The following is a 13697-nucleotide window of genomic DNA, read 5'->3' as shown; positions in this document are numbered from 1 at the left end:
CACCTACTCAGCCAGCGTGAGTGCCAGATAAATCACTGAGCAGAGTGAAACCAACCACAATACCAGCAGTGAGGTCATTGCCCGGTAAAACATGACTCTTGTTCCGTGCAGGCGATCTGCCAGAGAACGCGGGCGGGCAAATTTTTTCGGCCACAGCTGCGCCATGCCCCAGTCAAATTCAGCAAGATCGTCTTCGTTGTTGAGCAATGCGAAGAGCCGTTCATCGAGCCATAAACGCCAGCAGTAGTAGTGTGTAATGAAGAACAACACCATTAACGGCAGACTTAGCGCGGAGTAGATAAGGCTGAGTATCAGCGCCAACGGTGGCAGTGTCAGCGCGGCAAAGTAGCGCCAGCTTGCCAGATGAATTTGCACAATTCGGTTGGTCATCATGATGTCTGACATAGCTGTTCCTTGCTGAAGGCTTCCAGGATTTCAATGTGTGCAGGGGTGAGAACAATCTGCGGGCGTCGGGAATGGATGAGTTCAACGGCCTCAGCGACAGACGTTGCGTGCCGTTCCGCCAGCAGCCATGCCGCAATCACCGTGGCACTGCGCGATAAACCCAGCGCGCAGCAAACCAACACCTTGTCACTTTCCCGGTGCAGTTGCTGGAGCTGTATTACAGCAGTGCGTAAATGCTCAATGTCGGGCACCAGCAGATCCATTAGCGGATAGGCCTGCCATCGCTGTGCGTTCCGGTTGCCTTTGTGAAATTCTGCGGTCAGATCAAAAACGGCAAAATCTTGCTGCGCCTTGTCCGGAAACCTGCCCAGCGATACGCCAGCGGCAATCTCATTACTTTGCGCGGTATGCAGGGAAAACCAGCAGCGGGAAATCTTCGCGCCTGTCAGATAGGGTAAAAGCAGCAGGCGGGCGGAGAGAGATAAGTTGCCGTGGTTGCTTTTCTGGAATACCGTCACGCCCAATCCGGCATAGCCCGCAGCCACTGCCAGCAGCGCCATGGCAGGCCACAGCAGCAAATAACCACAGGGAATCGCTGCGCCAGCCAGTAAAAACAGCATTCCACCCAGGCAGTATTTACCCGCAAGACGTCGCGCGTGCAGAGTTGGCCGCTGCCAGCGCCATTCGCCTCTAATCGGAATCAGGTAGCTGATGATCACCGCGACCACAATCCCGCTAATGACATCGATAAAATGGTGCTGCCAGGTGGTCAGTACGGAGACAGCAATCAGCAGGAACCAAGCGCCCGCAACGATTCTCGCATTGCGATTTAGATGCTGGCGAAAGCGCAGCCAGAGCAGCCAGGTCAGAATGATGTGCAGCGAAGGCGCCTGGTTATAGGGCAAATCAAACTGTTCAAGCTGGCGGAACAACCAGCCGAACGCACCCTGGGTTTCCGGACGTGTGAAGGTAAACTTCAGCGGGAAAAGTAAAAATGCTGCACACGCCACCAGCGATGCCGCAAGCAGGCGATAGCCGTGACGCATCAGCTCTTGTCTTGATGTGCAGATGAACAGTGAAATACCGTAAAGCAGGTCGATGCTCCAGTAAGGCACGATAGTCCAGGGAATAAACGGAATCGAACGTTCCCAGGCAAATACCAGGCTTTCCACATCATCGCGGGTCGCGGTGTAGGTATTCACCTGCCCGTAGCTGAGAAAAAACAGGGGTCCCAGCAACATCAGCCAGCAAAGCCCCTGTTTCCAGGGGCGAAAAGGGCGTTGTGTCAGCAACGATTCAGTCATGCTATTTTCTTACCGCCAGCGACACGGTAAAGATGCCAAACTCATCGATCAGCTGATGGCATTTCTCAAATCCAGCTTCTTCGACCAGCGTGTCCATCTCTTTCTGGCTGCGTACGCGCATCAACCAGGGAATACCGTTCTGGTGGCTGGTTAAGGTCCATGCGATGGTTTTCAACTGCGGATGCCACGGCTGCCCGGTGTAAACCAGCACGCCGCCCGGCGGAATGGCTGCGGCCAACCCGGCCAACGAAGTTTTGATTAATTTGTTGCTTGGGAAAAGTTCATAGAGGCCGGAGACAATGCCCAGCGTGGGCGCAGGCACGAGTGTGGCGAGCGAGTCATAATCAAAGGCATTGCCTTTTTTAAACTGCGCGAGGTGGCCTAATTGACGCGCTTCAATCATCGCCTGGCCTTTCTCCACATTCAGATCGCTGTAATCGCGCAGCAGGATGCTTTCAATTCCCGGCTGTTTCTCCAGCGCATCAAGAACGTAGCGGCCATGTCCGGCGGCAATATCGACCACGCGAATCGGCAAATTGTGCTCTTGCAGTTTTGCTACGGCCTGCGCAATCACCTGCTGGATATTTTCTTTGCGCATGCGAATGCCGCGCCAGCCAATGCTGTTGAGGTACTGCCTGTCGATGATACGGCCAACAATGCCGGTGCCTTCAGGCGTGTTGCGGTAGACATAATCCAGCGTGCTGCCAGAGTCAAAGCCGGTTTCATATCCCAGACGCATGCCTTTAGACAGCCTGCCAATGGTTTTCATGCCAAAACTTAATGAAGCGTAAGACATGCCTTGTAGTGAGCTGCGCTTAGGTGGTGCCTGCAACTCACGGTACGCATCAGCGCCCGGACTCCACTGCTCTTCATGGCTGTAATCGAAGGTATAAGGTGCAGCGTGGTAAAGCTGTTCGATAAACGGCTTCATTTTATCGAAGGCGAGCTGACGATCCTTTTCACCCAGCGTGTCGTGATAAAAACCTGGCAGAATATGCTGCTCTTTAATGGCGCTACGCAGCCCCTGATAGAACTTTTTCTGCGGTTTGGTGTGCACTACAAAATCATCGCCGGAAATCAGCAGCTGTGTTGGCACGGTGATGGCAGCAGAGTCAGAAACAATGCGCTCCGCCGTTTTATACAGATCCAGCAGAATATTCACCGCAATCTGACGGGTGATGAGTTTATCCTGCTCAAAGCTGCTAATGCGCTCTGGGTCGTGGCTGAGATATTTACCTTTGACGTAAGAGTTCACGTAAAACAGACCGCGAATACGTTGCAGCAAACCTAAACCCGCGCGTGCGAAAGGCACATACAGCTTCACCTTAAACGCTGGAGATGCCAGCACCATACCGCGAATTTTAGGCGCGTAATCATGCACCCATTTAGCAACCAGCACCGCGCCGACGCTTTGCGCAATCACAACAATATCTTCAATGCCCACCTTGGCTTGTTCAGCGACAAAGCGAACAAATTCATCGACGTCCTGCACTGAGCGAGCCAGGCTTGGGCTGTAACCTCGCTCTCCCGGCGAATGTCCGTGTCCACGCGCATCCCAGGCGTAAAAATGGGCATCCGGCATCAGCAACTCATCGACAACATGCTGCAAACGTCCTGAGTGCTCATGCCCGCGATGAAATAGCACAATCACTTTTTTGCTCTGCGCATCCTGCGCGGGCCAGTGGCGAAAATAGAGTGATTCACCGTCGCTGGTTGAAAAAGATCCTTCCTGAAATAAACGTGCTTCCTGGCTCATGATGATTTCCTTATGGCTTGCTGTTGTAATTCGACAAAACGATTTAATAACGCGCTTTTAAATTCGGCCTTGTTGTCCTGATAACGCAGCGGATCATCGATATAAATATCGATAAAGAACGGCACCGGTATTTTCTGACCTTTACCCATTGAGCGATCCAGCCCGTGCATATAGACCGGAATGATGGGCACATCCGGGCACTGCTGGCTGAGATGCCACAGGCCAGATTTAATTTCTGACAGTTTCCCCGGCTCGCCGCGCGTGCCTTCCGGGAAAATAATCACGATTTTCTTTTCCGCCAGTGCATCGACGCAGGCCTGCAATGGATTAGCCTGATGCGCCCCGCGATATACCGGAATGATGCCAATCACCTTGAGTGCAAACCAACCCACCGCTTTGTTTTTCAGGAAGTAATCAGCCGCAGCCACCGGCTGTACATTCACCAGCGTCGAGAGGGGGAACAAGGTGAACAGCGTCAGTACATCCAGATGGCTGTTGTGGTTTGCCACAATGATCGCCGAGCCTGTTTTCGGTAGCTTCTTGCGGTTGGCAACGGCGACACCCAGCCATATCCACACCACCGGATAAGCGATGCAAAGGGTAAAGATCCAGCGCAGCATTCGGTTCATGTGCGCCTCTTACACGTAGAAGTAGTAATAGAAGTGGAAGAACAGCGGCGCGGTGTAGATCAGTGAATCGAGTCGATCCAAAATGCCACCGTGTCCAGGCAGCAATTTGCCGGAATCCTTCACGCCAAAGTCACGCTTGATCGCCGACATAACAACATCGCCGCAAAAGCCGCTTGCACCAATAATCAACCCAGCACCCAGCGAGTGGAGATAACTCATCGGTGTCAGCAGTGGGCCAAGAATCACAGCCAGCAACATGGTGGTAAAGATGCCACCCAGCAAACCGGCCAGCGTCTTATTCGGGCTGACTTTGGGCGTCACTCGAATCCTGCCCAGCGATTTTCCCCACAGATACTGGGCAATATCATTCAGCTCAGTCAGCGCAACGAGGAAGAACACCAGCAGCGCACCGGCGCTAGCATCCGCACCGGGTAAAGTCATCAGGTAGGCAACGTGGCTCAGAGCGAACACGGTGGTCATCATGCCCCAGTGCATCACCGACGCAGAGTGCAGAAAACCTTTGGTATCACCAGCAATCACCATGCGAGCGGGCAGGAACAGGAAGACATAAACCGGGATAAAAATGATGAACATGCCGTACCAGGCCATGCCGGTCCAGAGATATTGCACCGGGATTGCGGCATACATCCACAGCAGCGGCATACTGTCAGAACGCCGCGTAGGGGCTAGCGTCAGATACTCTTTTAGCGACAGGAAGCTGATGAAGCCGAAAAAGGTCAGCGCCAGCCACTTTGGCGACAGCATGGCTAACGAGAACAGGCAGATAATGACCCACCAGCTATTAACGCGCTGTTGCAATTCCACCCAGTTGTGTTGTGGGCGCCACTTTCTCAGCACAAAAATAATCAACGTCGCCAGAATGAGAACGCCGAAGATGCCGCCCAGGCAGTAATAAAGCACGTGTCTGGAATCAGCCATTTTTCGCCTCCATCGCATTGCGGCAGCGACTCAAGCTGGTCCAACACAGCAACAGGGCGGCAATGGCAAACACTGCGTCAGCGTAAACGATATACTGCGGCCACAGCGCAATCACCAGGCCGAGAGCACCAAAGATAAATGCGCGGTCACTTTTGCCCAACGGACCACGGTAGCTACGCATGCCGTTCAGCGTCTGGCACATCACACCGCAAAATTCGCTCAGCCAGGAAAGTAGCACCACCAGCACAACCAACCAGGGAGATATGCCTGTAACAAAGGCATAAGCGAGGTAGAGTGCGGCGTCGGAGATAATGTCACCCACCTCGTTGAGGATCGCTCCGAAGGTGGATTGCTGATTGAATTCCCTGGCTAACATGCCATCAATGGCGTTTAACGCCATGCGGAAAAACAGGAAAACGGGCAGGGTGATAAAAAAGCCTGGATCGGAGAAACACATCAACAATGCGCCAAGCACCACAGAGGTGAGCATGGCAAACAACGTTACCTGGTTCGCGGTGATACTCTGCGCATGTAACCTGACGACCAGCGGTCTTAATAAATTCTGAAACTTCGGTTTTATATCGTATAGCGTCACTTTGTGGCTCCTGCCGTTAAATTGAATAGTTACTTCAATAATTCCAAATTCAGGGTGTTATCCCTTACTTCAATCGTGCGTGGTGAATCCGGATCAAGCTCCTCACGGCTCAGCACCCGTTTCCATGTACCGCGCTCCCGGTCCGGCTGGCGGAACAAGCCCACGACCGCGACAAACTGCGCCTGCTTCTCCATTGGCATATCCAGGCTGACGCTTTGTCCCGGCATGACGCTGAGCTGCCGCTGCGCCACCAGACTCTCTTTCAGCACCAAATCTGGCTGTGCCAGCAGGCTGCTGTATTCGGCGTTATCGAAACTTTGACGCGTGCTGAGCTGCAAAATAATCAGCCGCAAAGGCATCGACTGCTGGGCATCGTCCTGATTGATCGCTGTACGCGCAGTGAAGGTCAGGTGCAGGGTGTTGACCTGGCGATAAAACACGGCATCTGCAATGCTTGCTGTTCCCTGTTTGGTTTTTTGCCATGCACCACAACTGCTCAGCAATGTTGCCGCGAAGCAAATCAGCAAAACATGGGCGAAACGAACCCTCATTGTTCACCTCCCTGATACGCAACTTCACTCTGCGTTGCGGAAATAAATATCCGTGCAGGCATGCGAAAGCCGCGTAACTCGAGTAGCGCCAGCGGGCCGCTGCCGAGCTCCGTGCGAATCTGATAGTTCAATGCCAGCCCGTCCGGCGTCGGCCAGACAACACGATAAATGTTGCTGCCGAGATCGGTGATGCGGGCTTTATCCAGCAGGCGGATCAGGCCCCAGCTTCCAGGGTGATCGGCATAAATGCGGGTTCCGGTATGGGTGCTGCGCCAGGTCAGCGTGGTTTGTGGTTGCCAGCGGTTGTCTGGCCAGTTCAGCGTTTGCCAGTTCTCTTCCTGGTTAAAATATTGCAGCTTCTGGCGATCCACCGTCAGCTCAGATTCCACCACGTCGCGGGAAGGTTTTGCCATCATCTGAAAATGCAGCTCCACATCACCCCGGACAAATGCGGTGTTGGCGATGTGCGTCAGTTTATTCAGCGCGCTGAGAAAAGCAGGATCGAATGTCAGCCCCTGGCTGTTCATGGCATCCGGTACCCAGCGATCGCCTTCGAGCCGTAGCAGGCCACCGAGGCGAGACTTAACGAACTGCGCGATGCGTCCGGTGTCGGTACGCATAAACTGCGCTAAATGTGGTAAGGAGACATCGCTTTGTCGGTTAGCAAACGGATAGCGGTCGGCAAACGATTGATCCCACGGCGTTACAACATCGCTCTGCCACTGACTGTTAATGCTTTCAGCGGTCGGGCTGAGCACCTGCTCCCACGCCTGCACCATCGGTTCGACAAATATCGCCTGACCAAATCCGCTCCACTCCTGTCCGAGGCTGGCAGCAACCAAACTGCCGTAATCGCGGGTCTCAGTGAGATCAACGGCTTTGCCCTGAAACACCGTCAGTGCTAACGACTGCATCATGGCCTGCGGATCCGGCGCGTTGGTTACCTGCTGCAGTCGCAGACGAACACGGGTGATACGCGTCAGGAATGTTTGCAGGCTGAGGCTATCTTTAGCCGCTGCGCCGGTATCGGTCAGCGCCAGCAAAGGTCCAAAGGCGTCATCCATTGGGCCACGTGCACCTTGTGGTCTGGCGATGGCATGGGTTTTGTCACTGCTGAGCAAATTCTTTGCAGAGCTCACCAGCGAATCGGTCAAATCGCCGCCTGTTTGCCCCGTCCGGCCCTGAACATTCAGCGTGCTCATCAGCGCAATCAGAGGTGACTGGCGTATATCGGCCAGCAGGGTTAACTGTTCAATCGATTCCGACAGACTCTCCGCCCGCTGCCATTGCAGGCTGTTGAGGAATTTCAGCCAGGCGCCGGCGTAATCGGAGAAATAGCGGTCTGTCAGCCGCGCTTGCAGCGTTTCCGGAGAAACATCATTATTGCTGGCAGTTTTGTTATCACTCAGCACCCAGTCGATTTCATCGCGACGCACTTTCGCCGCTTGCTCAATCGCAGGCTCTACTGCCTCTTCCCACGCTTTACGGGTAAAGACGCCAGGCACGATTTCATCGGTATTGAACAACCTGCTGCTGTCGGTGCCGCTGACCATCTCACTGAGCGTCATATCAGCATAATCACGGGACACCTGCTCGATGAGCTGCTGATAGCGCGAGGTCTCCGCATTGCTGGCACCAATCTGACGCAGCAGCGCTGAGCGCATACTGCTGACCAGTCGCATATCCGGTTGTAACTGCCACTCTGGGTGCGCAGGCAGATTCGTCATCATAAAGGCCAGCATAGCGCCGCCATTGTTGCGCCAGCTTACGTCCTGAACGCCATCACGCCGTAGCCAGACCTTCATAACCGTGGTGCTGAAAAACGCCGGATCGGATTGTTCGGGATGCGCCAGCATCAGGTACGCCTTGAGCAGGTCATACATGCTTTTAGCCTCATCGGCCCGCAGCGGGCTATCGGGCGGCAGGTTACGCCAGCCGCTCATCAGCGTAGTCAGGCGCTTGACGGAGGCATCACGCAGTAGCGGCATGGCCGCCTGCTGCCATTGATGCCACAGAGAATCCAGTAGTGCGTCATTCTGGCTGAGGCCAAAACGCATAGACCAGGGCGCACCGTATTGCTGACGATGCTGCAGACGCTCGATCTCTTTTTGCAGCTCGCGCAAGGCGAAAAGTTGCTGCTGCAGCGGCTGACGGGAATCTGTTGCGGCGGCGGCAAGCTGCTGATCTGCCTGTATAAGACGAACATTGGCAATCCAGGAAAACACCAGGCAGGCTATCCACATCACCAGCAGGCAGAAGCAGAGCGTCAGCAACGTTTTCCGCCATGAGGCACCGTTGGTGACCGGCCTGCGCCAGCGTAGCGCCAGTAAATCCAGCCAGGCTTTTCCCGGCTGCCAGGCATGACGCAATGAAGCGCTTCCGGTGGTCTCCGGCTGGCTGAGTACCACGCCAGCCAGCGGCAGCGCCCTTGCACCTGTGGAGAGCTGCGACAAGGTTCGTGTCAGGCGATCCGCGCCACCACTGCGCAGCGTGTGCGCCAGCTCCAGTAAGAAACTGTGCTGGCGATTACGCTCAATATGCTGCATGCCGCGCTCAACCAACTGATGCTCAAGATCATCGAGTGATTGACGGTAATCGTCCGCACTGTCGCCTTGCGCGATGGTAAATCCGATCCCCTGCGCGGTGGCGCCAGGCAGAGAGGGGGCGTGAATTTCCCATAGCCACAGCGGGATATTCTGGCCCAACAGGCTGTAACGCTTCTGCATCTGGCGAGCCGTGGTATCCAGCACATCCTGAGTCATTTCCGCTTCTGCGTTCACTACCCAGACCACCGCATCTGCCAGCTGGCAGCGAATTTTACGCAGCGCACGTAGCTGCGAGGGTAGCGGATCTTCCTGCGGGCTGCCGTGCCAGAGCAGCAAGGTATTGTGACCCTCAAGCCAGTGCTGAGTTGTCAGGCCAGGGATACTCTGTTCAACCAGATGCTCATCGCCGACCACCAGTAGAATGCGTACCCGGCTGCGCCAGCGCCACCGATACTGGTAGCGCATCTGGGTGATAACGTCCTGTACCCACTGATATTCTGCAGGACGCTGTTTCTGTAAACCTACTGCGCCGGTTGCTTCACGCGCGTTAAGTCGAATAAGCCCGCGCCAGGCGAGAATAAACAGTGGACAGAACCACACCAGCGCCAGCCAGACCATCAATGACCAGAAGGCAATCTGGCGCGGCACAGCCTCCGGCAGGTCAATGCTGCTGCCTGCGAAGTAATAGAGTCCTGCGCCAGTCAGCACCAACAGGGTTACGACAAGCAAATAGCCACAAACCAGCCAGAACAACGAGTGCCGGGGATTAGTGCGGGAGGTTTCCACGGGGAATACAAACTCCTGTAGTGTATTGAGATTCCATTTCTGAGGCGATCCAGCCGCAGGACTGGCCGTTGAGCGCCGAGAGCAGCGCCAGCGACCGTAACGTAAACGGTGTTATTTGTCCGGCATGGCCGAGCCATGGGGCAAGTACGTGATCCAGCGCGGACCAGCCGCCATCCAGCAACGCTTCCATTGCAGGGACATCTGCCGCGATCACCGTATCCGGCGTATCACTTAATCCGGCATAACGGGAAAGCTGTGCGACGGCCAGAGTCGCCGTTTCACCCAACGCCGGTTGCCAGCGCTCCGAACGATGCATCAACGCAGTCCCCTGCACCGAGCAGAGCCAGGCAAAGGCGGCTTCTCCGGCAACCTGGGTGCCATCAGATAATCCTTCGCCACCTCCGGCACACAGCAGCAAAGTCGGAGCTGTCTTGGCGAATAGATTGATAACGTTATCTGCTCCATCAATCGCACTAAGCCGCATGGTTTCTTCAGGCATAACCATGCCCGCTGCCAGCAACTTTTCGCGAAAGGCGAGCAGACTTGGGTCATCACCCAGCCAACAGAGATGCGTGATCGTGCGTGTTTCACCTGACTGACGCACATGCGCCACCAGGCGATTGGCGAGATAAGTCGCCAGCATGACAGGACGACTGCGCGCGCTGTTCAGCACCCGTGGGCAACGCAACTGAGCGTAACCTTCTGCGTTGATGTCCGGTTGCGGGGCGTCTGCTGGGTGCGACAACAGCGCCAGATGTTCGGATGCGTCTTCTCCGGCTGGCGTCACCAGCAACACAGCTTCTACCGGCAACGCGTGGCTGCGTTTTCGCCACCACGCATCCAGCGCCAGTGAGGTTTCTGCATAATACGTCTGGCTGTTATCGGTGGATTGCAGCCAGACCAGCCAGCGCAGCGTCACCGCCAGCAACCAGCACAGCAGTGGCAAGATCAGCGCGCAGAACCAAAAAAGCGGCGAACGGGTCGGCTTTCCCTCCGGCCACAACAAAATGGTGGTCATCGCCGATATAAACAGCAGCACGGGCAGCGCCACCCACCAGCGCTGCCAGCGGGCCGGGTAAATGGTGGCGTAATCGGCATAAACCGGCGGTTGTTTCATCCGCAAACATCCATATCCGGCAGGGAACTGACCAGCGTGCAACCACAGGCACATTTATGCCCATCGAGCGCCACCGCTTTACCGTTTACGGTGCTGTTGGTTGCTCCCTGAATAATGGCGGTCATGCCGTGCTCGTTACATTTCGCTTTGTCATTGAAGCAGGCCACCGGCTTGCCATACGCGTTAAAGCTCCCGCTGAGCACTTCACCACCGTAAGGTTTGAGCGTATCGCCCACGCGCACCAGTTTTTTAAGTGTCATACCACTCGCGCTCCCGAGGATTTCAGCATATCGACGGCAGAGGTCATCATGGCCTGGTGCTGTTCGCTCACCACACTGGTGCGAGCCAAGGCAACTGCGGCGCCTGGTTGGGTGGTTGCTTCTGGTGGAGTGAGTGTTTGAACGACACCGGTCGCCATATCCTTCACTTTATAGGTCACATTGTTATAAGCGGTTTTTGGCTCGATAAAATAGATGACGTTATTGGAGGTTGGCGCGGCGTTGATTACTTTGCCTTCAACGGAAATCAGGCGAAGATTCTTATTGGTCTGGTTGCCGCAGTAAAGCATGCGATAGCGGAAATAACCGCCCCAGGGTTCACGTCCAGCCAGTGCACTTTGCATAAACCAGGCGCGGGAATCGTGAATTTGTTCATCAAAGAGGGCTAGCAGCTCAGCACGTGGTTGAGTACGAATGCCGGTGCCCAGCTTGTCGATAAACAATTGCGGATAACGACGATCGCCATCGGCTTTCATCTGCTGGTATTCCGCTTTTTCATCATCACCGTTGATCAGAAATACGGCATGTTTCGGGATTACATCCAATGCAATCTGTATGGTTTTATCCCACCAGTTTCCATTAATATCCCGGCCCCAATCTTTATAATCATGCTGGAATTCACGGGCCGCTTCGCGTAGCTGATATTGTGCGTTGGTGGGATCCAGATCGGGTTTGCCCTGTAAACTTTCGTCCAGCGGCAAGCGGCTCTTTTTGGCCTCTGTTCGTCGTAAGTTAAGCGCTTTTACCGCTGCTTTATGGTCTTCCGCTTCTTTTTTAAGCCCTTCAGGAGTTAGCTGGGGTGCTTTATTAAAGAAACTGTTGGCAAACTTATCCCCCTGAGGAAGCATGCTGCCGTGAGCATAACGACCAATACGCCACGCGGAGATCCAGCCAATCTGATCGATCAGTGCACTTTCAAGTGCCTGAGAAAGTTGATAGGCGCGATAACCTTCTGATTTATCTCCCGCCTCTTCGCTGCCTTGCAGGGTGGTGTTGAGCAGGGTTTGACGCCAGATGTTGAAGCGTTTGACTAATTTGGGGTCAACATCAAATTCCAATAATGTGTTGCCATCCATAACTCTGGTCGGTGACACATCTTTAATAAGCTGAGTCACTGATGGTGGCTGGATGGTGAGAGGTGCACCCGCTTCAAACGCTACCAGATAAATATCATGCAATGCGATTTGAGACAGAATTTCATTTGCACCATTACATGATTTTCCCTGATCTCCCGGGGGATAACCGCCACCAACATCCGAGTGCATTCCAGGATAAATAACCTCCTGAGTGTTGGCCGGGTAACTGCCATCAGGGCGACGAACTGAGTCAAGAGGGAAACATAAGCGCTGTTCGTGTGCGGCAACGAAATGTCGGCAACACTTAATCAATCCAGGGAATTTACGTTCATCAGGTAATTGCTGGCTATTATCGGCCCAGCCCATATGACCTGCGGCACCCGGCATAATGTGAGCTGCCCCAACAGACGCCACCGTATCCAGTAATCCAAGAAACTCAATACTGATGGGTAAACCAGCAAGTTTCAGATGATCATTTTTTAATTTAGGGTCGGGTAACTGGGTTAACCAGTTCACAAAAGTGCGCGCTTCGGCAGCTCCACGAGAAAAGCCGTAGATAAATAACTTAATACCTAGAATATGGGGCTGCTGGGTTTGCACTGCCTGGCTTTCCAACGCCTTCAACAAGGGGATGATCGCATTACGTCGGTTCACTTCGCCTGAAAAAGCTCCGCGAGCCTGCATATTGGGCAGCATTCCTTTAGCCAGGCCATCATCAAGGCGTTTAGCCCCTTTGGTACCGGCATAAGTCAACGCATCCACTAATCTCAGCAATGCCCAGTTAATTCGATCCTCTCCACCTGCGGCGAAAGCCAGACCATCGTTGCTGTAATCCATTTCGCCAATTTTTGGGAATGGCGTGCCAACACCAGGAATGTAATAGCGAAAATAGCCTTCACCATCAGCATTTTGATATGTCGCATGATACAACTTTGCGATATTGGTGGGATGCGATGGTTTAGCAATACGCGTATCGTTCTCTTCGTTATTTCCCGTCCCATCAAAAAATAAGCTGATATGTAGGCTTCTACAGCAAGGGACGATACCTTTCTTTCCGGTTTCTACGGCCTGGCTTACTCGATAATCATTTTCTTCGCGAATCTGCTTTTTATAATTGGCATTAACTTGCGCTTCGCTAAGCGGCAAGCGACCACTGTCAGGGAATAGAGGCGGTGCAAAACATGGAAGCGCTAAATTCATTTCACGGGACATGTCGCAGGCTCCTTCATATTAAGCACTTCCTTGATCGGATAGTTCTCGGTGCCATATCCGGAACAAACCGTTGTGACTTTCACCTGATTACAAGGAAGGAAGTGCACAGTTAAACCACAGCGCTCCTCACCATACTGTGGGATATTCACGATAGCGCTATGCTGTTTAAAACTGCTTTCGATGGAGTTTTTCCACGCATTAAATTTATCTCTATCTTTATATCCAGGAAATGGCGGTGCAGTATGAGGATCAACTTCCCACTCAACCCGAGCTTTAAGATCAGGCGTCCATTTTTCAGGAAGCATGATGCAGCAATATCCACCACCTAAACCTGGAACGTGGTATCCATTCACTGAAAAACCATTTATACCTTGTCCCTCGACATGGTTGACTGCACGAAGATCGCCAGCTGTATAGCCATCATCACTGTTTGCCTGCGAGCAACCAGCCATCATCAATAAAATCAGTAGTGAGCAACTAACCGCAATTTTTTTCATGACGTT

12 protein-coding genes are annotated in these 13697 nt (G+C 53.7%); all 12 read right to left on the bottom strand.

Features of this window, described 5'->3' with window-relative positions; all coding sequences use genetic code 11:
• Nucleotides 1–3 precede the first annotated feature (3 nt).
• Genes PanJK_RS11100 through PanJK_RS11045 form a run of 12 tightly spaced genes read right to left on the bottom strand, consistent with a single transcriptional unit; the run spans nucleotide 4 to nucleotide 13691 of the window.
• The gene (locus PanJK_RS11100; protein WP_265299644.1) at nucleotides 4–405 is read right to left on the bottom strand and encodes a hypothetical protein; all 402 of its coding nucleotides are present in this window, start codon (nucleotides 403–405) and stop codon (nucleotides 4–6) included.
• Nucleotides 390–1709, bottom strand: coding sequence for a phosphatase PAP2/dual specificity phosphatase family protein (locus PanJK_RS11095; protein ID WP_265299642.1), 1320 nt, complete (start codon nucleotides 1707–1709; stop codon nucleotides 390–392). Before PanJK_RS11095 ends, PanJK_RS11100 begins: the two co-directional genes overlap by 16 nt.
• A 1-nt stretch (nucleotide 1710) precedes the next feature.
• Nucleotides 1711–3465 (bottom strand): bifunctional alpha/beta hydrolase/class I SAM-dependent methyltransferase, encoded by a 1755-nt coding sequence (locus tag PanJK_RS11090; RefSeq protein WP_265299640.1) that lies wholly within the window; start codon nucleotides 3463–3465, stop codon nucleotides 1711–1713.
• Nucleotides 3462–4094 carry a lysophospholipid acyltransferase family protein gene (locus tag PanJK_RS11085; protein ID WP_265299638.1) on the bottom strand — a complete coding sequence of 211 codons (633 nt, stop codon included), beginning with the start codon at nucleotides 4092–4094 and terminating at the stop codon, nucleotides 3462–3464. The genes PanJK_RS11090 and PanJK_RS11085 overlap by 4 nt, the downstream gene beginning before the upstream one ends.
• 9 nt (nucleotides 4095–4103) lie before the next feature.
• Nucleotides 4104–5033, bottom strand: a complete 930-nt coding sequence (locus PanJK_RS11080; RefSeq protein ID WP_265299636.1) for a phosphatidate cytidylyltransferase — start codon at nucleotides 5031–5033, stop codon at nucleotides 4104–4106.
• Nucleotides 5026–5628 carry a CDP-alcohol phosphatidyltransferase family protein gene (locus PanJK_RS11075; RefSeq protein WP_265299634.1) on the bottom strand — a complete coding sequence of 201 codons (603 nt, stop codon included), beginning with the start codon at nucleotides 5626–5628 and terminating at the stop codon, nucleotides 5026–5028. The genes PanJK_RS11080 and PanJK_RS11075 overlap by 8 nt, the downstream gene beginning before the upstream one ends.
• A 29-nt stretch (nucleotides 5629–5657) precedes the next feature.
• The gene (gene tssJ / locus PanJK_RS11070) at nucleotides 5658–6179 is read right to left on the bottom strand and encodes a type VI secretion system lipoprotein TssJ (RefSeq protein ID WP_265299632.1); all 522 of its coding nucleotides are present in this window, start codon (nucleotides 6177–6179) and stop codon (nucleotides 5658–5660) included.
• Nucleotides 6176–9511: an ImcF-related family protein gene (locus PanJK_RS11065; protein ID WP_265299630.1), complete on the bottom strand. Its 3336-nt coding sequence runs from the start codon at nucleotides 9509–9511 to the stop codon at nucleotides 6176–6178. The genes tssJ and PanJK_RS11065 overlap by 4 nt, the downstream gene beginning before the upstream one ends.
• Complete coding sequence (locus tag PanJK_RS11060; RefSeq protein ID WP_265299628.1) at nucleotides 9492–10628, bottom strand: hypothetical protein; 1137 nt, start codon at nucleotides 10626–10628, stop codon at nucleotides 9492–9494. The genes PanJK_RS11065 and PanJK_RS11060 overlap by 20 nt, the downstream gene beginning before the upstream one ends.
• Entirely contained in the window at nucleotides 10625–10888 is a 264-nt protein-coding gene (locus PanJK_RS11055) for a PAAR domain-containing protein (protein ID WP_265299626.1), read from the bottom strand. Before PanJK_RS11055 ends, PanJK_RS11060 begins: the two co-directional genes overlap by 4 nt.
• Nucleotides 10885–13194, bottom strand: a complete 2310-nt coding sequence (locus PanJK_RS11050) for a T6SS phospholipase effector Tle1-like catalytic domain-containing protein (RefSeq protein ID WP_265299624.1) — start codon at nucleotides 13192–13194, stop codon at nucleotides 10885–10887. The genes PanJK_RS11055 and PanJK_RS11050 overlap by 4 nt, the downstream gene beginning before the upstream one ends.
• Complete coding sequence (locus PanJK_RS11045) at nucleotides 13179–13691, bottom strand: DUF3304 domain-containing protein (protein ID WP_265299622.1); 513 nt, start codon at nucleotides 13689–13691, stop codon at nucleotides 13179–13181. The genes PanJK_RS11050 and PanJK_RS11045 overlap by 16 nt, the downstream gene beginning before the upstream one ends.
• Nucleotides 13692–13697 lie beyond the last annotated feature (6 nt).

Source organism: Pantoea sp. JK (assembly GCF_026130245.1).
In the GTDB taxonomy this organism is placed as follows: domain Bacteria; phylum Pseudomonadota; class Gammaproteobacteria; order Enterobacterales; family Enterobacteriaceae; genus Pantoea; species Pantoea trifolii.
This window is presented reverse-complemented; position numbering and strand designations above follow the sequence as displayed.

What these genes read in the sequence shown, in the direction of transcription:
- PanJK_RS11100 (WP_265299644.1), bottom strand. Translation starts at nt 405, where the DNA reads ATGTCAGACATCATGATGACCAACCGAATTGTGCAAATTCATCTGGCA.
- PanJK_RS11095 (WP_265299642.1), bottom strand. Translation starts at nt 1,709, where the DNA reads ATGACTGAATCGTTGCTGACACAACGCCCTTTTCGCCCCTGGAAACAG.
- PanJK_RS11090 (WP_265299640.1), bottom strand. Translation starts at nt 3,465, where the DNA reads ATGAGCCAGGAAGCACGTTTATTTCAGGAAGGATCTTTTTCAACCAGC.
- PanJK_RS11085 (WP_265299638.1), bottom strand. Translation starts at nt 4,094, where the DNA reads ATGAACCGAATGCTGCGCTGGATCTTTACCCTTTGCATCGCTTATCCG.
- PanJK_RS11080 (WP_265299636.1), bottom strand. Translation starts at nt 5,033, where the DNA reads ATGGCTGATTCCAGACACGTGCTTTATTACTGCCTGGGCGGCATCTTC.
- tssJ (WP_265299632.1), bottom strand. Translation starts at nt 6,179, where the DNA reads ATGAGGGTTCGTTTCGCCCATGTTTTGCTGATTTGCTTCGCGGCAACA.
- PanJK_RS11060 (WP_265299628.1), bottom strand. Translation starts at nt 10,628, where the DNA reads ATGAAACAACCGCCGGTTTATGCCGATTACGCCACCATTTACCCGGCC.
- PanJK_RS11055 (WP_265299626.1), bottom strand. Translation starts at nt 10,888, where the DNA reads ATGACACTTAAAAAACTGGTGCGCGTGGGCGATACGCTCAAACCTTAC.
- PanJK_RS11050 (WP_265299624.1), bottom strand. Translation starts at nt 13,194, where the DNA reads ATGTCCCGTGAAATGAATTTAGCGCTTCCATGTTTTGCACCGCCTCTA.
- PanJK_RS11045 (WP_265299622.1), bottom strand. Translation starts at nt 13,691, where the DNA reads ATGAAAAAAATTGCGGTTAGTTGCTCACTACTGATTTTATTGATGATG.